This is a genomic window from Rhizobium sp. O111, from assembly GCF_055616315.1.
Genome location: NZ_JBSHXL010000004.1, coordinates 192,103 through 210,280, shown reverse-complemented (window position 1 = coordinate 210,280; position 18,178 = coordinate 192,103). Strand labels below are relative to the sequence as shown.

Genomic DNA, 18,178 nt, shown 5'->3' with positions numbered 1-18,178 from the left:
AATCTTTTTTCATGTCACGCTATGCGTGAAGGTGGGTGGCTTAACGGAGGGCCCGTTTGCCTTGAGGGTTCACACTGCCATTTTGACGAGCAGGCGCGTTTCCGCGGCATTGACCAGTCGCGTGAGCACCCAGCCGATAACAAAGTAGACGAGAGCCGCGGTGGTCAGTACCTCGACAGGTCTCGCAGTCACGTTCGATATGTTTTGAGCCGTGTACATAAGTTCGACCACGCCGACTGCCGAAACGAGCGCACTCTCCTTGAACAGGCTCACCAGGTTCGACATCAGGTTGGGAATGGCGCGTACGATTGTCTGTGGCGCGACCACATACATCATCTTCGAAAAACGGCTCAGACCAAGCGCTTTGCAAGCATCGTGCTGATCTTGCCCGATCGATCCCAAGGCAGCCCGAAAGGACTCGCTGGTGATCGCCGATGTATAGAGTGTCAGGGCAATCACGGCCGAGATGAAGGGACTGAGCTCAACGTCGAGAATGATCGGGAAACAGAAGAAGACCCAGAACAAGGTAATCAGGACCGGCGTACCGCGCAGCACCTCGACATAGAGAGAGCAGGCCCAGCGGACCGGTCGAACGTTGGACTTGCGTCCAACACCGATGAGAAAGCCGAACACAACGCTTGCCAGTCCGCAAAGCACCGTAATCTGGAGGGTCAGAACGAGCCCTTTGAGCAACGCCGGACCGTATTGCAGAACAACAGAGAAATCGAGATCTTGCATGATCTTACACCTTGTTCATACGCTCCAGCCGGTGTTCAAAGAACGCGGCTAGACGACCAAAGGGGATCGCGACAACCAGATAAAACGCCGCGAGGAAGGTAAACGTCTCGATTGGGCGGTAGGTCTGGGTCGAGAGCTGCTTGCCCTGATACATCAGGTCGGCAACACCCACGAGTGCAACAAGCGAGCTTTGCTGAAAGATACCAATCGCATTTGTGATCAGGACCGGCGTCGCAGTCCTGATTGCCTGGGGTAGCACGATGTATCTGGTGTAGTTCCAACGGCCGAGGCCAAGTGCGACACCAGCATCCCTTTGCGCTGCGGGAATGGATTGGATGGCAGCCCTGAATGCTTCACCGTTGAACGCCGTCTGGTTCATTCCGAGGATGAGGACCCCCATGAATACCGGCGACCACCACACCTCGAAGATCATCGGTATACAGAAGAAGAACCACACGACCTGAACGAGGACGGGCGTACACCGAAACAGGTCGATATAGAAGCGCGCGATCCACCGTATCGGTGCGATGCGGGCATTCGAGAGCAGGGCTAGAGGAAACCCGGCAACAAGCCCGATGATGTTTGCCCACACCGTGAGCTGGAGGGTGATTTTTAATCCCTCCAGAAGCGCGGGCCAGGCATTGAGGACGAAAAAGAAATCGATGTTTTGCATGGTCGTTCGTCCATCTCAGCGATCTGCATGCAGCACGTTGTGGATGAAGTCACGCGCCCTGGCGGTCTTCGGCGCACGGAAGAATTCGTCAGGTGGAGCGTCATCGGCAACGACACCGCCATCGCAGAAGACCACTCTAGTTGCGATCTTCTTTGCGAACCACATATCGTGCGTGACAATCATCATCGGCATGCCGCCGTCCGCGAGCTCGGTCACCATGCTAATCACTTCGTTCACGAGTTCCGGATCGAGTGCCGATGTCACTTCATCGAACAGCATCAGTTTCGGGTCGAGCATCAACGCCCTTGCGATCGCGACGCGCTGTTTTTGACCGCCGGAAAGAGCAGCCGGATAGGCCTTGGCCTTGGCCTTGAGCCCAAACCGGTTGAGCAATTCGAGTGCGCGCGCTTCTGCCTCATCACGCCTCACGCCACGTGACCTAACGGGCGCAAGAGTGAGGTTACCAAGCACGGTGAGGTGAGGAAAGAGCGTGTAACTCTGAAAAACCATGCCGATCTGCTTTTGCATTTCGGCGTTAATGGTCGTTTTTTTCGGCGCGCCGGCGATATAGTTTTTGCCGTCGACTTTGATCTCACCGCCCTGGACATCCTCGAGCCCCATGACGCAGCGGAGAAGCGTACTTTTTCCTCCGCCGCTGGGACCGATTACAAGCAAGCGGTCAGTTTTCTGCATGTCGAGGTTCAAGCCATTCAGGACTTTAATCTGTCCCTGCGCATAGCTTTTTTGCAGGTTTCGTATCGAAATGAAGCTTTGGTCTGTCATCAGGGTCTCCTGAATCGAAGCCTGATCCAACAGGCGGTTAGGGAACGTCCGACCCACAAGCTCGCGGGCCAGACGCGATATTAGCGCGGGCCTACGAATGGGCCACAACGCTCGATGGCGATACGCACAGTCTCTTCTGGATCCCGTTCCCACCAGTCCAGTTCAGAGAAAAGTTCCAGCTCGAACGGACCGTCGTAACCGATGTCATCAAGCCATCCCCGAATGGTAGCGAAATCAATCACCCCATCGCCCACCATGCCACGATCACGGAGGTTCCGCGTCGGGACTAGCCAGTCGCAATAGTGGAACGTGTGGATGCGGTCTTTCCCGGCACGGCGAAGCTCTCGCTCAAATGCGGGGTCCCACCAGCAATGATAGACGTCCGCGACCAGGCTGGCAGCTTTGTCACCTAACTCGTCGATAAGATCATTGGCATCCGTGATCAGGTTGAGTGCGCTGCGATCGCCACAATACATCGGATGCAGCGGCTCAAGTCCGAGTTTTACCCCTGAGGCCGCCGCGTAAGGCGCGAGTTCGGCAAAAGCATCGTGAATGCGCCTGCGCTGGGCGGGCAAGTCTTTGTCACCCTGCGGCAAGCCGCCGATTACCATGACGACGCAGGGGGCGCCGATGGCAGCCGCCTGGTCGATGATCCGGCGGTTCTCATCGATCTTGGCTCGGTAAGCTGCCGGATCGGTTTCGCTGACCCATGCACTCGTGCAGAGCGAAGCAACCCACATCTGTGCGTCGCGCAGGTGCTTGGCGGTTTGTTCGACGCCATAATCGTCGAGGAAGTTCCGCCACACCGCTATACCTCTGATTCCTTGGCGCGAATAGCCTTCGATCGCCTGAGGCATGGTCCATGTGGGGGTCGTGATCTGATTGATCGCAAAGCGCGTAAGATCGTACTGGGTCACGCGAAAGCCTCCTGTGCGCGTCGTGCGCCGGTTGCTGCTGCATTGATGGTGATACCGTCTTCTTCGAACACGATGCCGTGGTGTTCACGGGCAAAGGCGGCAGTGATTTTGCCATTCGAGAGATCGTCGGCGATGAGCTCGAGCGAGCGCTTTAGCGGATCCCCGTAGCCGCCGCCGCCAGCCTGTTCGTGGCGGATCACGACATCGCGGCCGATGGTGCGGGTGATCTTGGCGGGAAGGCGAGTGTTTTCGCCCTCCGGATCAAGGATATTGACGCAAGGTGCTGCCGGCTTGCCGCCGAACAGGCCGTAGGGCGCATGATCATGCCGGTCCGCGCGAATCTGCAAAACGGCTTCCTCGGCGAGGAGGCGGTAAGTGCGGATCAGGCCGAGGCCCCCGCGATACTCTCCGGCTCCGCATGAATCGGGGCGCAGGCTGTATTCGTCCATCATAAGCGGATAACGGACCTCTAGCGTTTCCACCGGCAGGTTCGACATGTTCTGCGAGGGGTTGGTGACGCCCTCGACCCCATCCTTGTTCCAGCGGCCGCCCCAGGCGCCGTTGATCATGTCGACCAGAACGAATGGTTCGCGGGTTTCTTTATCCCAGCCGCCGAAGGCCAGAACTGTGTTGCCGCCCTCGCCCGCCGCCATGACCTTTTTGGGTGCGATCTGCGACAACGCTCCCAGGACGGTGTCAACCACGCGATAGCCGGTTAGAGCCCGGGCTGCCACCGGCGCCGGCATCTGCGGGTTGAGGATCGAACCTCCCGGCGCGGTGATAGTGATGGCGCGATACACGCCAGCATTGTTCGGCACCTCCGCGTCGAGCGCGCAGCGCACGGACAGATAAGTTGCCGACTTGACGAAGGATAGCGTCGAGTTGATCGCGCCCTTAACCTGCGGCGAAGACCCCGCGAAATCGACATCGAGGTGATCACCCTTGACGGTGAGCTTGACCTTGATCGGGATTGCGTCCGTTGAAAACCCGTCGCCGTCGATGAAATCCTCGAAATAGTAGTCGCCATCCGGCCACGAGCGGATAGCGGCACGCGTGAGCTGCTCGCCGTAGTCGATCAGGTCGTCGAAATAGCTGTCCAGCTCATCCGCACCATAACGCTCGATCAGGCGGAGCAACTCACGCTCGCCGAGATTGCAGGTGGCGAACTGCGCTTCGAGGTCGCCGAGGACCAGTTCCGGCAGACGCACGTTCTTGGTGATGATGCGTATCAGCGTATCGTTGAGAACGCCCTTGTCGTAAAGCTTCATCGGCGCAATACGAAGACCTTCCTGGTAGATCTCGGTCGAGTCCGCTGCATTCGAGCCGGGGACGCGGCCGCCGACGTCACAATGATGCGCAATGACCACCGAGAATCCACGAAGCGTATCGGCGTGGAAGATGGGCCGGATCATGAAGATGTCCGGAAGATGCATGCCCCCTTCATACGGGTCGTTGAAAACGATCACGTCGCCGGGAGCCAGGTTGTCGGCGTACTTTGCCATGATGACGTCCATTGCATCCGGCACGGCGCCAAGATGCAACGCGACCGTTTTTGCCTGCGACAGGATGCGCCCATGCTTGTCGCAAAGCGTGACGGAGTAATCGAGAACGTCCCGGACGATCGGGGAGCGTGCGGTGCGCATGACGGCGAAGGCCATGTCGTCGACGATGGTGTCGAGCGCATTTTTGATGACAGCGAAGGTGATCGGATCGTTGGTTTTCTGGGCCATGAGGCTGTTCCTTCCGAAAGACTCAAGCAAGTGTGGCGACAACGTTGCCGAAGGCGTCGAGGTCAGCGGTGGCACGCGGAGGTATGACGATGGTGGTGTCCGGGCTCTGAATGATGAGCGGTCCCTGCACGCCACCCTTGAAGGTGCTGCGCTCGTAGATCGGCGTATCCACCCAGCCGTCCGTGCGAGAATGATAGATCTTGCGGCTCGTGGCTTCTGCTGTGGCAGTGTCCGGCGCATGCGGAACGAAGCTCAGCCGATTGCCCTGATTGCCGCTCGCGTTCAGACGAATGTTGACGATCTCAACCCTATCGTCCGAGGCATAGCCGTAGATCCCCTTGTAGGCCTCAAGGAACGCCGCACGAAGCAGATCGCGATCGCGCTCTGTGACCGTTTCCGGCAGAGCAATCGGGAGTTCGAAATCCTGGCCCTTGAAGCGAAGATCGGCCTCGAAGCCGCATTCGATTTGTTCGGGGCTGTAGCCTTCTTCGGCAAGCGAGGCTACGGCCTCCGCACGCATGTCCCTGAGCAGGCTGTTGACTTGGTCGATCGGAAGCTGGTCCAGCATGCCGTTCAGGCTGCGCAGGAAGTAGCGCTCCACCTTGGCGGCCAGCATACCGGTCGCCGTGAAGACGCCGGGAGATTTCGGAAATATGACGCGGGAGATGTTGAGCGTACGTGCTAGGTCGCAGGCGTGCACCGGGCCAGATCCGCCGAAGGCAAGGATCGCGAAGTCGCGTGGATCAACGCCGCGTTCTACTGTGACTGCCTTGATCGTGCGAGCCATGTTGATGTTGACCACTTCACGGATGCCGAAAGCCGCGTCCTCGATCGACAGGCCCAGCCTGTCGGCGAGGTCGCGCTTTATGGCCGCGCGAGCACCTTCAACGTCAAGTTTCATGCTGCCGCCGGCGAGCGCTGAAGGCAGAAAACCGAGGACGACGTTGGCGTCCGTGACGGTCGGCGACTGCCCGCCGATACCGTAGCAGACAGGGCCAGGATCGGCGCCAGCCGACAGCGGGCCCACGTGCATGAGGCCCCCTTCGTCGATGCTTGCGATGGAGCCCGCACCGCTGCCAACTTCGGCAACGTCGACGGTCGGCACGCGCATGAGATAGCCGCCGGCCTTGATGAAGCGGCTCGGCGTCGAAATACCGGCGCGGAACTCGTATTCGTTGGCACGCGACAGTTCGCCCTTGTGGATTAGCGAGGCGGAAGCGGTTGTTCCGCCCATATCGAAGACCACGAGATCCTTTTCACCCATGGCCTCGCCGAGACGGCCAGCGCCAACCACACCGGCGGAGCGGCCCGAGGAAATGAAGAAGACCGGCTTTTCCTGCGCCATCTTAGCGCTTGAAAGGCCGCCGTTGGAGTTGCTGATCAGGAGGGGCGCCGAGACGCCGATTTCCCGCAGTCCGTTTTCGAGACGTTCGAAGTAGGCGCGCAGCGACGGCAGGACGTAAGCGTTAACCGCCGTCGTGGAGGTGCGCTCGTATTCGCGGATTTCCGGCAAAACGGAAACGGACGCGGTCACCCACATGTTCGGGAAGTGCTTGTTCATCACCTCGAGCGCGCGCGTCTCGTTTTCCGGATTGCGGTAGGAGTTCAGGAAGCAGATAGCGACGGATTCAACGCCCTCGCTTTCGAAGAAGCGGCCGATCTCGATAACTTCCTGCTCGTTGAGCGGCTTGAGCACACGACCGTCGGCGGTCGAACGCTCGTCAACTTCCAGGCGGTAGCGGCGCGCAATCAGGGGCACGGCCTTTTCCCAGCTCAGATCGAACATGGTCGGCGTGCGAACGCGGCCGATTTCTAAGACGTCGCGAAAGCCCTTGGTCGTGATGAGGCCCGTCTTGGCCCCGACCTTTTGCAGAAGCGTATTTGAACCGACTGTCGTGCCATGAACGACTTCAGCCACCTTGCTAACGTCCAGGCCGGCCGTCTCCGTGATTTGACGAATACCGGTCAGGACAGCCTGTTCAGGCTTGGCGGGTGTCGAGGGGACCTTCGTGAAAAAGGTTTCGCCAGCGTCACCAAATAGCACCAAGTCGGTGAAAGTTCCGCCAATATCAACGCCAATGCGTGCGTTGTCCATCGTTTGCCTCCTGCGCATCCGCGCCGTTTATCGGGTCAAGTTCTCCCGCAGCCGGGGTAAACCCCGTCCGTTGGGTGGTTTGTAGGTGAATTTTCTTGGTCAGTGAGAGCGGACTGACGTATGCCAAGGGATCGACAGCCGCTCTATCCCTTCCATGATGTTGAACAACAGCGATCCCATTGCGATGAGGAGCGCCAGACTGACGAACAGGCCGGGCGTGTCGAATTGCCCTTGTGCCGAGAGAATTGCGAATCCGAGCCCTGAGGAGCCGCCGACAAACTCACCGATGATTGCGCCGATCAGCGCTAGCGAGATCGCCACCTTCAGCCCGGCGAACATGCTCGGCAAAGCACAGGGAAGCCGGATTTTCGTGAGAATTTGCCACTTGCTGGCGCGGCCGACGCGCGCCAGATTGATCATGTCGGGGTCGACGGATCGAAGGCCAAGTACCGTGTCGATTACGATGGCGAAGATCGCAAGCATGACCGCAATGGCGATTTTCGGTTCCGGTCCTATACCCATCCAGACCACAAAAAGCGGTGCCAGTGCGACTTTAGGCACTGAGTTCAGGGCCACGAGGAAAGAAAATACTGGTCGTTCAAGCGTCTTCGACGATACGATGACGATTGCCAGTAGAACCCCGAAAACTGTCGCAAGAAGAAAACCAATCACGGTTACGGCCAAGGTCACCCCTGCATTGTACAAAAAGAATGATGGCATTCTCCAGAACTCCGCCCAAACCGCCGAGGGGGACGGGAGCAGGATCGGCGAAATCGCAAAGAACCTTACGGACAGCTCCCAGACAGCCAGTGCGGAAACCAGCATAACGAAGCCGGGAAGTAAGCGGGCGGCGATTGATGTCTTGTCACGCATTCTTGAAAATCCCCAGCTTCGTGAACACCTGGCGGATGTGACCGCTATAACGACCAAATTCCGGGGTCTCCCGCACTGACAGTTCGCGCGGACGTGGGAGGTCGATATCGAGGATTTCGACGATCCGCCCGGGATGCCGATCAAGGATCACCACGCGATCCGAGAGGAAAACTGCTTCGCTGATGCTGTGCGTGATGAAGAGGATCGTCTTGTGCGTCTCCTGCCAGATGCGCGCCACCTCCACGTTGAGGTCGTCACGTGTCATGGCGTCAAGCGCTCCGAACGGTTCATCCATCAGGAGAATGTCGGGATCTGTCAGGAGGGCTCTACAGATTGACGCTCTCTGGCGCATACCACCTGACAATTCCCATGGCCGTTTATTTTCATATCCACCAAGGCCGAAGCGAGCGAGTTGCGCGCTGGCACGCGCCTTCATCTCAGCAGTTACCTTGCCCTTGATTTCGACCGTGAAAAGAACGTTTTCGAGTATCGTGCGCCAATCGAGGAGCATGTCCCGCTGAAACACCATTCCAAGACCGTGCGGCGGACCATTGATGGCCTGCCCCCGCGTGGATATGCCGCCTCCGGAAATTGGTTCCAGCCCCGCGATACACTTGAGCAAGGTGCTTTTGCCGCAGCCGCTGGGACCGAGGATACTGACGAATTCACCCTTCTTAATGTCGAGGTTTATGTTCTCTAGAACGAGCAAACCCTCGTTGCCGCCATAGCGCTTGTCGACGTCGGCAACCTGGATGTAGTTGTCTCTGACCTGATCAAGCATCGTGGCTTCACCCGATGAATTCGTTGGTGAAAATGTCGGAGAGCGCGAGGCCCGATGGGATTGCGCTTGCCTTTTCCATTGTGCCGAGAGCGGCCTGCCAGTCTTCCTCGGCCTGCCAGCCGATCAGCTTGCCTTTGGTGGCTTCGGTATTGAAGGTCTCGATGGTCATATCGATCTGACGGATAAGGACGTCCTTGATCAATTTTGCATTCGGACGCTGCTGTATCATAGCTTCAGCGCCTTCCGCCGCGTTTCCATCGCGTAGATACGCCCAGGCCTTCTGCTGGGATGCCACAAGCGCCTTGAGGGCATCACCTCGCTTTGAAATCGTCGCGTCGCTTGCAATCAGGCCATAGCTCGGAAAGTTCACGCCCGCATCGCTGGCCAGGATGCCTCTCGACGGTCGCACGGCTTCCGCTGGAGGGATGATCGACGGTCCGGTTGAGAGGATCACATCCGCGCGGCGTGTCGTATAGGTGCTCCAGAGCGCGGCCGGATCAACCAGAAGCAATTCCACGGTGGAGCGATCCAAGCCGCCCTGCGCGAGCCAGAAATCAATGAAGGGCGCCCATGGGCTTGCAGCAAAACAGACGATGCTCTTGCCTTTGAAATCGGCGACCGTTTTGTAGTCGGAATCCCGGTCGACAACCGCGGCTAGGTCAGTGGCGCGACCAAATCCGGCAATCCCTTTTACTAGCGCACTCTTGACGCGCGCTTGCGGAACGAGGCCCAACTGTACCTGTCCGACATCGACCTGGCCTGCATTTACCAGCTGCAGCGTGTTGCCCGAACCTCGGCCGTCCTGCACATCGACCTCAAGGCCGACATCCTTGAACCAGCCCTTAACCTGACAGAGATGCATGGCCGCCTGAACGCCCCAGGGGGCGAAGTCCATGCGCGCCGACAACGGCTGAAGGCCTTGCGGACGACCGATAGCAGGCGCAGCGACCATTCCGATGGAAAATCCGAGAAAGGCCCTGCGCGATATCTTCAATGGATTCCCACCCAGTTTCATTGACGCACCCATTTTTGTTCGTTATAGAACTATTTAGTTTATTAACGAGAGAGCTAGTCCCTTTGTCGAAATGAGTCAACAGAATTTTTTTGGAGGGCATGAATTTAGTTCGTTTATGTTGCGATATCAGCAACTTAACTGACGAAACGGCGATAATCACGCGCAGGATCTAGCGATTTGCGTGGCGGCTTGGTTTCGGATTAATTGTTTGTTTCGAAGCCCTGTTCACGGGGCATTCACAACGTATTGGATCAGGGAATGCGTATCGAGACCGAGGTGGGAGCCAAAAAGAAGAGAATTCGCGATCCGCGCCGGACGCAACAGCACATAATTGAGTGCGCTATCGACGAGTTTACCGAGCGGGGATTTGATGGGGCGCGCATTGACGCGATTGCCGAGCAATCTCAAACGAACAAAAGCCTCATCTACAAATACTTCACAAGCAAGGATGAGCTATACATAGCAAGCCTGTCACATACATATGAGCGGCTTCGTGCATCCCAGCACGAGATCGACCTCGATGAGAACGACCCCGTCAATTCCATGCGGAAACTTGTCGAATCGACCTTCAATACGTTTGCCAATAACCCGCAGATCGTAAGGATGATGACTCACGAGAACGTACAGAATGCACGTTTTTTGAAGCAAGCCCTCAGCATCAAACTTCTGTATACACCACTCCTGGAAAAGCTCAGCAACGTTATTAGAATTGGCCAACAACAGGGTTTGTTCAGAGAAAACGTCGATCTAAAACATCTATACGTCTCGATTTCGGCTTTGGGGTATTTCTATTTTTCGAACACGCATACGCTTTCGATTGTATTGGACGAGGATTTTCAGAGTTCGAAACATATTGTCGGCCAACGCGAGCAAGCGGTAGACATGGTGCTCGCGTACTTGCGCCGTTAATGCGAGCGCGTGTCAGAGCGCACCGCGGGTCGGCGAACTATACATGCGCCCCGTTGCCAGCCTAAGGCGGAGTTGCCGCTACGCAATGCCGTCTGCGAAGCGCTAGGGCATATAAGCGCGAAACCACAGCCTGATTGAGGCAAGTTGGGATCATATCCACCGCGACCGCGTCATAGGAGGGAGAGGCAGCTTGGAGAAGTGCGCCGTCGATCAGATCGCGATCGTGCTAAGCCCTTTGCTGAAGCAAATGCGAGATTTTGGAGGACGGCCACGTCGCACCGTGGGGCTCTCGGCAGCAGCACCCTTACATGCCGTTCAGCACGCGCCAATTAAAGACGCGTGCGATAGACCTGGGCGTGTGGATAGTAATGACTGGATCACGCACCACTCGAAGCAATCAGGTCATATCGGCTCTATCGATTCTGAATCAAAATTCGGCGCAATATGAAACTTTACGCTAAGGTACCTCCATAGCGCGTCATAACCATACTGTCTGGTTTAATGGCGTTCATGAAAGCCGAAGCGGCCGCCGCATAAGAGAACGAAGACATAGAAGCCTCCGAATCCGCCACGGGCGCCCAGTCCACGATAACAAGCCAAGTCCCGCTCTCTCCCGGAGCAGATTCCCGCGAGATAAAGCCTGGCTGCAAAGCAACATGTTCTCGCTCCACGGTCTGATCCAGAGTCGAAAACTGCTCAATCGAGAGGCCGTCGCGAATGGTCAGGGTTACAACTTCGATAACCGATGTCGTTGTCATGGTGCTTCTCCAAAAATCTGGGCATGGGACTCCTAGAGATTAGATCCGGACCTCGGTGGAATTGCTTCTGACATGTCCCAATGTTCGACAATCTTGCCTTTCTCGACGCGGAACAGTCATAGAGGAGATCGCCTTATGCGATTGGCATGACATAGGCACATACATATGTATCCGTCTCAGTCACACATATATCTAGATCTCATGCAAGCTCCTGTAAAGTAAGCGGTGTTTTGCACCCACCTTTCGGATCACGGCGTGATTGACGATGTTGAGCCCGAAAGAGGGCTTGGACATATGTCGATTTCAGAGCTTACGCTTACATCCAGCGATAAAGAGCCGGTGCGCCGGTTTGAGGTTTTCACGGGAAGCGGCCGACGGCGGGAGTGGAGCGACGAGCGCAAGGCGCAGATCGTCGCCGAGAGTTATGAGCCGGGCGTGACGGTTTGCGCAGTGGCGCGGCGTCATGGATTGACCCCGCAGCAATTGTTCACGTGGCGTCGGCTCGCCCGCAAGCCGCTCGAAGCTGTGCCGGTCGTCGAGGTCGTTCCGATGTTTGCGCCAGCGATCCTTGACGTGCCTACGAAGCCTGAAGCGAAAGAGCCGGAACCGGCGCGTGCCTCGAGAAAGAAGTCGAGCAGCGGCGCAATCGAATTGGAGATCGGCGGGGCGATCGTCAGGATCGCCTCCGGTGCGGACGCCGCCACGATTGCCGCGGTGATTCAGGCCGTGAAGGCGCAGTCGTGATCGGGCCTTCCGGAGCGGTGAAGGTCATGGTCGCCACCCGACCTGTCGACTTCCGCAAAGGTGCGGAGGGCCTGGCGGCGCTGGTCAAGGCCGAGATGGGTGCCGACCCGTTCTCCGGCACGATCTACGTGTTCCGAGCCAAGCGCGCGGATCGGATCAAGCTGGTCTTTTGGGACGGCAGCGGCGTCTGCCTGGTGTCCAAGCGGCTTGAGGATGGCGAGTTCCATTGGCCCAAAATGCAGGACGGTGCGATGCGCCTGACGGCCGCCCAGTTCTCGGCCTTGTTCGAGGGGCTGGACTGGAAGCGCGTTCATGCGCCGATCGAGGCGCGTGTCCCGCAGACGGCTGGATAGCCGCCGCGACCAATTGAATCAGCCTCATCCACGCCCTCGTTTTGGTTGGCCGATTATGCTGTTGTCATTCCATGACGATGACGGCCGACGAGCTTCCCGACGACCTGAACGCGCTCAAGGCCATGGTGCTTTCGCGCGAGGCGGAGAATGCCCGGCTGCGCCAGATCATCAAGGAATTGCAGCGTCATCGCTTTGGCCGTCGCGCCGAGACGCTTCCAGAGGATCAGCTTCTCCTTGGGCTCGAGGAAGCCGAGCAGGTCGAGGCGGACGGTCTGGAAGACAAGGAGCACGCATCGAGCGATCTGCGCCGGGAGCGGGTTGCCAAGCGGCGGACAAACCGTGGTGCCCTTCCTGCCCATCTGCCGCGCATCGATGTGGTCATCGACATCGAGAGCCATGACTGCCCCTGCTGCGGCAAAGGCCTGCATCGGATCGGCGAAGACGTCAGCGAGAAGCTCGACATCGTGCCAGCCCAGTTCCGCGTTCTGGTAACGCGTCGTCCCAAATATGCATGCCGGGCCTGCGAGGAAGTCGTCGTCCAGGCGGCAGCTCCCGCGCGGTTGATCGAAGGTGGCATTCCGACTGAAGCGACCGTCGCCCAGGTGCTGGTTTCCAAATACGCCGATCACCTGCCGCTCTACAGACAGGCGCAAATCTACAAGCGCCAGAGGATCGACCTCGACCGCTCGACACTTGCCGACTGGGTCGGTCGCGCTGCCTGGCACCTGCGCCCGGTTCATCAAAGGTTGCTCGAGCATCTGAAGGCCTCGTCCAAGCTCTTCGCCGACGAGACGACCGCCCCGGTGCTCGATCCGGGTCGGGGAAGGACGAAGACCGGGCAGCTATGGGCATACGCTCGCGATGACCGACCATGGCAGGGAGCCGATCCGCCCGGCGTCGTCTATGTCTATGCGCCTGATCGCAAGAGCGAACGCCCAATGGCGCATCTCAATGGCTTCGTCGGCGTCCTGCAGGTGGACGGATACGTGGGCTATCGAGCGCTCGCCGCCGGCAACAGCGTGTCTCTGGCATTCTGCTGGAGCCATGTGCGACGGCGATTTTATGAGTTGTCGGCCGCCGGTCCTGCGCCCATCGCCAGCGAAGCGCTCAGGCGTATCGCCGAGCTCTACAAGATCGAGGACGATATCCGCGGCAGGACGCACGAGGAACGCCGCGCCGTCCGGCAGGACAAGAGCCGCCCGATCGTTGACGACCTCGCGCCTTGGCTGACCGAGCAGCTCGCCCTCATCAGCCAGAAGACCAAGCTCGCCGAAGCCATCCGCTACACGCTCTCACGTTCTGACGGGCTGACCCGCTTCATCGATGTCGGCCGTATCGAGATCGACTCCAACACCGTAGAGCGTTCCATCAGGCCTATAGCCCTCAATCGGAAAAATGCGTTGTTCGCTGGTTCTGATGCGGGCGCTGAGCACTGGGCGACCATCGCCTCGCTCATCGAAACCGCCAAGCTCAATGACGTCGAGCCCATGGCCTATCTTACCGACGTGATCACGAGGGTCGTCAACGGCCATCCCAACGGCCGGATCGATGACCTTATGCCCTGGGCTTATGCCGAGAAGCCGATCCTCAAGGCCGTGGTCTGAGAACACCGCTTACCCTGTAAAGAGTCGAACCGGACATTTTAGGCCGCCTGGGTCGCGCCGGCTTGTCCAGGGCTGGGACATCCTCCACCTGTCGGGGCGCTGACGGGGTCCTCGCACTTAGTTCGGCGCGTAAATTTCAGTGATGATGTTTTTTGTGGTCTCGATATACCCAGCGATATCTTCCTCCGTCATAGGAAGCGTAAGGCCGAGTTGTCCGCGATGGACGGGAAAATAGCCGCGCGTCGCCATCTCCAACGCATAGATCGTCATCTTTTCGTCATCGATCTTGTTCCAGTAATCCCTGTGCGTCTTAATCGTCTGACCGGGCTCCTTGGTGAAGGCGTAGCCGAGGACCGAAAAGCCACCGAACACGACAAAGGGATAGCGTTTCTCCTTCGACCACGAATTCAGCTCATCACGGACCGAGTTCGCCATCGCGTTGAGCTTCTGGTAGGCGTCACGGTCCATGACCTTCATGGTTGCAAGACCGGCCGCACAGGCCATCGGATGGCCATGGTGAGTACCTGACATCATGACCTGGTTTTCTTCGACGACACGGAATATCTGGCGCGAACCCCCGACAGCGCCGATCGGAAGGCCGCCACCAATCATTTTGCCCATGACTGTCAGATCCGGCTTGGTCTCGTAGAGGCTCTGCAGACCGCCGTAGGCGGCACGCAGCGTGATCGTTTCGTCGAATATCAGCAGGATGCCGAGTTCCTTCGCGAGATCGCCAAACTTGCGCACAAACTCCTTGTCGAGGGAGACGATACCGCCGGCGCAAGACTGAAGTTCCATGATGATGCACGCGATGTCGCCGGCGTGCCGTTTCAGAATGCTCTCGCACGCCCTATAGTCATTTTGAACCAAAGTGATGACATTATCGATCTTGTACCCAGGAATGCCGTCGGAGTCCGGGACCGACCTCGGACTGAAGTCGGGACCGGGAAAGTTGGTCGGGCTTGGATGCGTGGAGATGGCGAGGTCATCGGTAAAGCCATGATAGCCGCCTTCGAACTTGGCGATCTTCTTCCTGCCTGTATACCCCCTCGCAATGCGGATCGCGCCGAGGCAGGCCTCGCTGGCGGAACAAAAGAACTTTACTTGCTCGACCGACTCAATGCGATCGCAAAGCAATTCCGCAAGCTCGAGCTCGTGGCCAGTTGGGTTGCCAAACGAGAACCCGGAAGAAAGAAGCTCCTCGATAGCCCTAATGACCGCGGGGTGATTGTGGCCTAGGACATTAGTGGAGAAATTGTTGTTGAGGTCGAGAAGCTTCTGTCCGTCGATCGTATGGATGTACTGCCCCTCGCCGCGCTCGGCGAAAACCGCATGAGGACCATAATTGAAGGTTCGTCTGCTGAAGCCGCCGGGAACGAAGTCTCTGCCCTTCCGTGTCTCGATTTTGGAAAGATGGAATGTCTCCGAAAAGTTCTGGAGAGACGTCTCATAGTCGAGTTTCATTTTTTGCTCCGTTCATTTCAGGGCACGAACTCAGTCCATCCCGGAATGGGTCATTGTCTTACGTGGGCTCCGATGCTCGGCTGGGTGGTTACCGGCCGAAGCAACGGCTCAGGTCTCGGCCGTCGCCTCGGCGAAGGTGCGGTCGAGCCGGTCGTATAGGGCGGGGTTGGTGCGTCGGATGTGCAGGGCGATAAGAATGCCAGCCACCGCGATGAGGATTACGCATATTGGAAAGGAGGTCACGATCGGGCTCTCGCTGCCGGTGAGCAGCGGCAGGTTTCTCGAGACCTGAAAGAAGGCGGCAGCAAGGGCCATGCCTGAGACAGCCGGAGCGATCACCACGCGCATAGTCGAGAAGCCGCGTCGTTCCGTCCGGAAGAAGGAGACAATGGAGATCGATACCAGGACTTGGACAGCCAGAATGCCGATACCTGCGAAGGCCAAAGTCCAGGCATAGACGACCGCGTAGGGATCAGCGCCGATGAGGGAAAAGCCTATGAGGACAGCGGCGACAAGAATAGACTGAACGCGGCCGGCTACATTCGGCGAGCCATTCGCGTGGTGGACGGACGAGAGCCCGGTCCACAAGAGGCCATCCCGACCGAGCGCATAGAAATACCGGTTGAGCGTATTGTGGAACGAGAGCAAGCAAGCAAAAAGGCTTGTCAGCAGCAGGATGTTCACGGCCACGGTGGACCAGCCGCCGAGCACTCCGGCGATCGCGCCGATATAAAAGTTCTCCATCGATTCGCCCGCCTTGGCGGCAACGGCGGAGAACCCATAATACTGAATGACTGCCCAACTGACGAATGCGTAGAACACGGTGATGATAATGACGGCCGCGACGGTTGCTCGTGGAATTGCCTGGTCCGGATGAGCGGCCTCTTCCCCGAATATGGCAGTCGCCTCGAAACCAATGAAAGCGCTAACGACAAATATCAGCGTCACACCAAGTCCCGGCGCAAAGACGTCGGACGGTTGTAGGCCCGAGGCGGTCAAGCCTTCGCTGCCACCACCGGACAGGACCACGCCAAGTGCGAACAGCGACAAGATCAGCAGCTCCGCTATCATGCAGATGCCGAGGAGCCGCCCGGAGAAAACGATATGCCGCTGGCCGCACCAGAGGACCGCCGCCAGTACGAGAAGCGACCAGGACCACCAAGGCAGACCGATCCCCAATGGCTCCAGGGCTGCACGAGCGAAGACACCGACTTGGGCGTAGACCCCGATCTGGATGGCAAAGTAGGTCACCATCGCGAGGAATGCGCCCGCCACGCCGAATGGTCGGCCGAGTCCCTTAGAAATGTAGGCATAGAATCCGCCCGCGCTGCTCACATGGCGTGCCATAGCCGTGAAGCCAGCGGAGAAGATAAGGTATAGTAGCCCCACCAAAATGAACGCGCCGGGAACGCCAATGTTACCGAAGACAAAGGCAGGAGGTGTGGCACCGACTACCGCAGCCATGGGCGCCGCAGCGGCCACGACAAAGAAAACAATATGCGCCACTCCGACTGAGTTGGCTGCGAGGCTTCGTTTCCCAAATTTAGATACTTCGTTATCTGACATGTGGTTCCCCTGCAAGTTTGCTTGATTTTTGTTAGTGTATGATGCGCGCGCTGTGCGCCGGGTCCATTACAGAGCATGCCAGGAAGATGACAATTCACGACAATTCGCGAAACGGAGGACACATGGCGCCTAACACCACGCACCGAACCGCATCCATCCGGGTGTTCGTTTTGCAGGCGATTATCCAGAACCTTCCAAGCGCTGGCATCCACCTGAAAGAATTGCTCACGCGTCACGGCCTTTCGGATGCGCGCATCGGCGATCCGAATGCACGTGTCGACATGCGTGATTACCTTGAGTTTTTTGAAGACGCCGCGAGGACGTTTGAAGACCCAGTGCTGGGCGCTCGACTCGGGTTCGCGTTGCGCCCGGGAGATCTCTGGCCGATCGGATTGCTGCTAATGCAAGCAAGTTCAATCGGATCGGCTCTGAGTTACTATGCACGTTACGCCACAGCGTTTCAGACGGCCACAACATTTTCGGTCCAGGTCTCCCCGGAAGGTTTGATGTGCAGTTATAAAATCCACGATGACATAAGGCCAAGGAACCTTCTGCGACAGGACACGGAATTCACTCTCGCGTGCATATGCAGTCAACTCCGAACCGCCTTTGACGGCAACTGGAGGCCCCTAGAGGTCCATTTCGAGCACGGGTCTGTTGGCCAAGAAGCCGCGCTGCAGCGCATCTTCGGTGCGCCGATTCAATTCACCCAGAATAGGAACTGCATAATTATCGACCCTTCTGACGCCGATCGACAGTACAGGGTTGAGGACCGAGAGTTCATTAACATCCTAAACCAGCATATGGCCTCTGTCATAGCGGCGAGCAACCAGGAGATGTCTGCTACCGAGCAAGTTAAGGCACTGATAAGCGTTCGATTGGGAATCTCGTCTGTCGAATTGGCCGACCTTGCCTCGGAAATGGGAATCACCCCGCGCACTCTCCAACGACGCCTTTCGGACGAGGGGACGTCGTTGCGTGCGATTTTGAGGGTTTATCGCGAGCAGATGGCGACTGCATATTTGGCGCAGGGCAATGTATCAATGGAAGAGATTTCAGCGGCGCTTGGCTACGCCGAATCGACTGTGTTCTCACGGGCTTTCAAGGGCTGGACCGGCAGCAGCCCTGCCCGCAGATCCAAAGTTGAAGAATTGTAGCAGTGGCCCCTCAGGTGA

At 57.9% G+C, this 18,178-nt stretch carries 17 protein-coding genes; 5 read left to right on the top strand and 12 right to left on the bottom strand.

Annotation, left to right across the window (positions count from 1 at the left end):
• Positions 1–69: 69 nt before the first annotated feature.
• The 9 genes from ACVTFQ_RS32495 to ACVTFQ_RS32455 all read right to left on the bottom strand — a co-directional run bounded on the left by ACVTFQ_RS32495 (position 70) and on the right by ACVTFQ_RS32455 (position 9,542).
• Positions 70–738 (bottom strand): amino acid ABC transporter permease, encoded by a 669-nt coding sequence (locus tag ACVTFQ_RS32495; protein ID WP_142859689.1) that lies wholly within the window; start codon positions 736–738, stop codon positions 70–72.
• 4 nt (positions 739–742) lie between these two features.
• Positions 743–1,411, bottom strand: a complete 669-nt coding sequence (locus ACVTFQ_RS32490) for an amino acid ABC transporter permease (RefSeq protein ID WP_011982827.1) — start codon at positions 1,409–1,411, stop codon at positions 743–745.
• A 15-nt stretch (positions 1,412–1,426) separates the two neighbouring features.
• Positions 1,427–2,194 (bottom strand): amino acid ABC transporter ATP-binding protein, encoded by a 768-nt coding sequence (locus ACVTFQ_RS32485; protein ID WP_142859691.1) that lies wholly within the window; start codon positions 2,192–2,194, stop codon positions 1,427–1,429.
• A gap of 80 nt (positions 2,195–2,274) precedes the next feature.
• Positions 2,275–3,111, bottom strand: a complete 837-nt coding sequence (locus tag ACVTFQ_RS32480) for a sugar phosphate isomerase/epimerase family protein (protein ID WP_142859693.1) — start codon at positions 3,109–3,111, stop codon at positions 2,275–2,277.
• Positions 3,108–4,841: a hydantoinase B/oxoprolinase family protein gene (locus ACVTFQ_RS32475; RefSeq protein ID WP_142859695.1), complete on the bottom strand. Its 1,734-nt coding sequence runs from the start codon at positions 4,839–4,841 to the stop codon at positions 3,108–3,110. The genes ACVTFQ_RS32480 and ACVTFQ_RS32475 overlap by 4 nt, the downstream gene beginning before the upstream one ends.
• Before the next feature lie 22 nt (positions 4,842–4,863).
• A complete protein-coding gene (locus ACVTFQ_RS32470; protein ID WP_142859697.1) occupies positions 4,864–6,936 on the bottom strand; it encodes a hydantoinase/oxoprolinase family protein in 2,073 nt (690 codons plus the stop codon).
• Positions 6,937–7,035: 99 nt separating this feature from the next.
• Entirely contained in the window at positions 7,036–7,809 is a 774-nt protein-coding gene (locus tag ACVTFQ_RS32465) for an ABC transporter permease (protein ID WP_142859699.1), read from the bottom strand.
• Positions 7,802–8,590: an ABC transporter ATP-binding protein gene (locus ACVTFQ_RS32460; RefSeq protein ID WP_142859701.1), complete on the bottom strand. Its 789-nt coding sequence runs from the start codon at positions 8,588–8,590 to the stop codon at positions 7,802–7,804. The genes ACVTFQ_RS32465 and ACVTFQ_RS32460 overlap by 8 nt, the downstream gene beginning before the upstream one ends.
• 7 nt (positions 8,591–8,597) lie before the next feature.
• The gene (locus ACVTFQ_RS32455) at positions 8,598–9,542 is read right to left on the bottom strand and encodes an ABC transporter substrate-binding protein (protein ID WP_236774507.1); all 945 of its coding nucleotides are present in this window, start codon (positions 9,540–9,542) and stop codon (positions 8,598–8,600) included.
• Positions 9,543–9,863: 321 nt separating this feature from the next.
• Here ACVTFQ_RS32455 and ACVTFQ_RS32450 point away from each other — a divergent pair, with 321 nt between their 5' ends.
• Positions 9,864–10,514 carry a TetR/AcrR family transcriptional regulator gene (locus ACVTFQ_RS32450; RefSeq protein WP_236774510.1) on the top strand — a complete coding sequence of 217 codons (651 nt, stop codon included), beginning with the start codon at positions 9,864–9,866 and terminating at the stop codon, positions 10,512–10,514.
• A 452-nt stretch (positions 10,515–10,966) separates the two neighbouring features.
• Here ACVTFQ_RS32450 and ACVTFQ_RS32445 read toward each other — a convergent pair whose 3' ends face one another.
• Positions 10,967–11,272, bottom strand: a complete 306-nt coding sequence (locus ACVTFQ_RS32445) for a hypothetical protein (RefSeq protein ID WP_142859707.1) — start codon at positions 11,270–11,272, stop codon at positions 10,967–10,969.
• A 255-nt stretch (positions 11,273–11,527) separates the two neighbouring features.
• On the opposite strand from ACVTFQ_RS32445, the gene tnpA reads away from it, so the two are divergent.
• The 3 genes from tnpA (at position 11,528) to tnpC (ending at position 13,973) form a co-directional block, all read left to right on the top strand.
• The gene (gene tnpA / locus ACVTFQ_RS32440; protein WP_206666272.1) at positions 11,528–12,016 is read left to right on the top strand and encodes an IS66-like element accessory protein TnpA; all 489 of its coding nucleotides are present in this window, start codon (positions 11,528–11,530) and stop codon (positions 12,014–12,016) included.
• Positions 12,013–12,369 carry an IS66 family insertion sequence element accessory protein TnpB gene (tnpB, locus tag ACVTFQ_RS32435; protein WP_133675562.1) on the top strand — a complete coding sequence of 119 codons (357 nt, stop codon included), beginning with the start codon at positions 12,013–12,015 and terminating at the stop codon, positions 12,367–12,369. Before tnpA ends, tnpB begins: the two co-directional genes overlap by 4 nt.
• 71 nt (positions 12,370–12,440) lie before the next feature.
• On the top strand, positions 12,441–13,973 hold the full coding sequence (gene tnpC, locus ACVTFQ_RS32430; protein WP_269703576.1) for an IS66 family transposase: 1,533 nt from the start codon (positions 12,441–12,443) through the stop codon (positions 13,971–13,973).
• A gap of 117 nt (positions 13,974–14,090) precedes the next feature.
• On the opposite strand, the gene ACVTFQ_RS32425 is transcribed toward tnpC, so the two are convergent.
• Together ACVTFQ_RS32425 and ACVTFQ_RS32420 are read right to left on the bottom strand one after the other, a co-directional pair.
• Positions 14,091–15,437 carry an aspartate aminotransferase family protein gene (locus ACVTFQ_RS32425; protein ID WP_142859710.1) on the bottom strand — a complete coding sequence of 449 codons (1,347 nt, stop codon included), beginning with the start codon at positions 15,435–15,437 and terminating at the stop codon, positions 14,091–14,093.
• Positions 15,438–15,545: 108 nt separating this feature from the next.
• Positions 15,546–17,003: an APC family permease gene (locus tag ACVTFQ_RS32420; RefSeq protein WP_142859712.1), complete on the bottom strand. Its 1,458-nt coding sequence runs from the start codon at positions 17,001–17,003 to the stop codon at positions 15,546–15,548.
• A 122-nt stretch (positions 17,004–17,125) separates the two neighbouring features.
• On the opposite strand from ACVTFQ_RS32420, the gene ACVTFQ_RS32415 reads away from it, so the two are divergent.
• On the top strand, positions 17,126–18,160 hold the full coding sequence (locus ACVTFQ_RS32415; protein WP_269703573.1) for an AraC family transcriptional regulator: 1,035 nt from the start codon (positions 17,126–17,128) through the stop codon (positions 18,158–18,160).
• Positions 18,161–18,178 lie beyond the last annotated feature (18 nt).

What these genes read in the sequence shown, in the direction of transcription:
- ACVTFQ_RS32460 (WP_142859701.1), bottom strand. Translation starts at nt 8,590, where the DNA reads ATGCTTGATCAGGTCAGAGACAACTACATCCAGGTTGCCGACGTCGAC.
- ACVTFQ_RS32485 (WP_142859691.1), bottom strand. Translation starts at nt 2,194, where the DNA reads ATGACAGACCAAAGCTTCATTTCGATACGAAACCTGCAAAAAAGCTAT.
- ACVTFQ_RS32415 (WP_269703573.1), top strand. Translation starts at nt 17,126, where the DNA reads ATGGCGCCTAACACCACGCACCGAACCGCATCCATCCGGGTGTTCGTT.
- ACVTFQ_RS32445 (WP_142859707.1), bottom strand. Translation starts at nt 11,272, where the DNA reads ATGACAACGACATCGGTTATCGAAGTTGTAACCCTGACCATTCGCGAC.
- ACVTFQ_RS32450 (WP_236774510.1), top strand. Translation starts at nt 9,864, where the DNA reads ATGCGTATCGAGACCGAGGTGGGAGCCAAAAAGAAGAGAATTCGCGAT.
- ACVTFQ_RS32455 (WP_236774507.1), bottom strand. Translation starts at nt 9,542, where the DNA reads ATGGTCGCTGCGCCTGCTATCGGTCGTCCGCAAGGCCTTCAGCCGTTG.
- ACVTFQ_RS32420 (WP_142859712.1), bottom strand. Translation starts at nt 17,003, where the DNA reads ATGTCAGATAACGAAGTATCTAAATTTGGGAAACGAAGCCTCGCAGCC.
- ACVTFQ_RS32425 (WP_142859710.1), bottom strand. Translation starts at nt 15,437, where the DNA reads ATGAAACTCGACTATGAGACGTCTCTCCAGAACTTTTCGGAGACATTC.
- ACVTFQ_RS32470 (WP_142859697.1), bottom strand. Translation starts at nt 6,936, where the DNA reads ATGGACAACGCACGCATTGGCGTTGATATTGGCGGAACTTTCACCGAC.
- ACVTFQ_RS32475 (WP_142859695.1), bottom strand. Translation starts at nt 4,841, where the DNA reads ATGGCCCAGAAAACCAACGATCCGATCACCTTCGCTGTCATCAAAAAT.
- ACVTFQ_RS32495 (WP_142859689.1), bottom strand. Translation starts at nt 738, where the DNA reads ATGCAAGATCTCGATTTCTCTGTTGTTCTGCAATACGGTCCGGCGTTG.
- ACVTFQ_RS32465 (WP_142859699.1), bottom strand. Translation starts at nt 7,809, where the DNA reads ATGCGTGACAAGACATCAATCGCCGCCCGCTTACTTCCCGGCTTCGTT.
- ACVTFQ_RS32490 (WP_011982827.1), bottom strand. Translation starts at nt 1,411, where the DNA reads ATGCAAAACATCGATTTCTTTTTCGTCCTCAATGCCTGGCCCGCGCTT.
- tnpC (WP_269703576.1), top strand. Translation starts at nt 12,441, where the DNA reads ATGACGATGACGGCCGACGAGCTTCCCGACGACCTGAACGCGCTCAAG.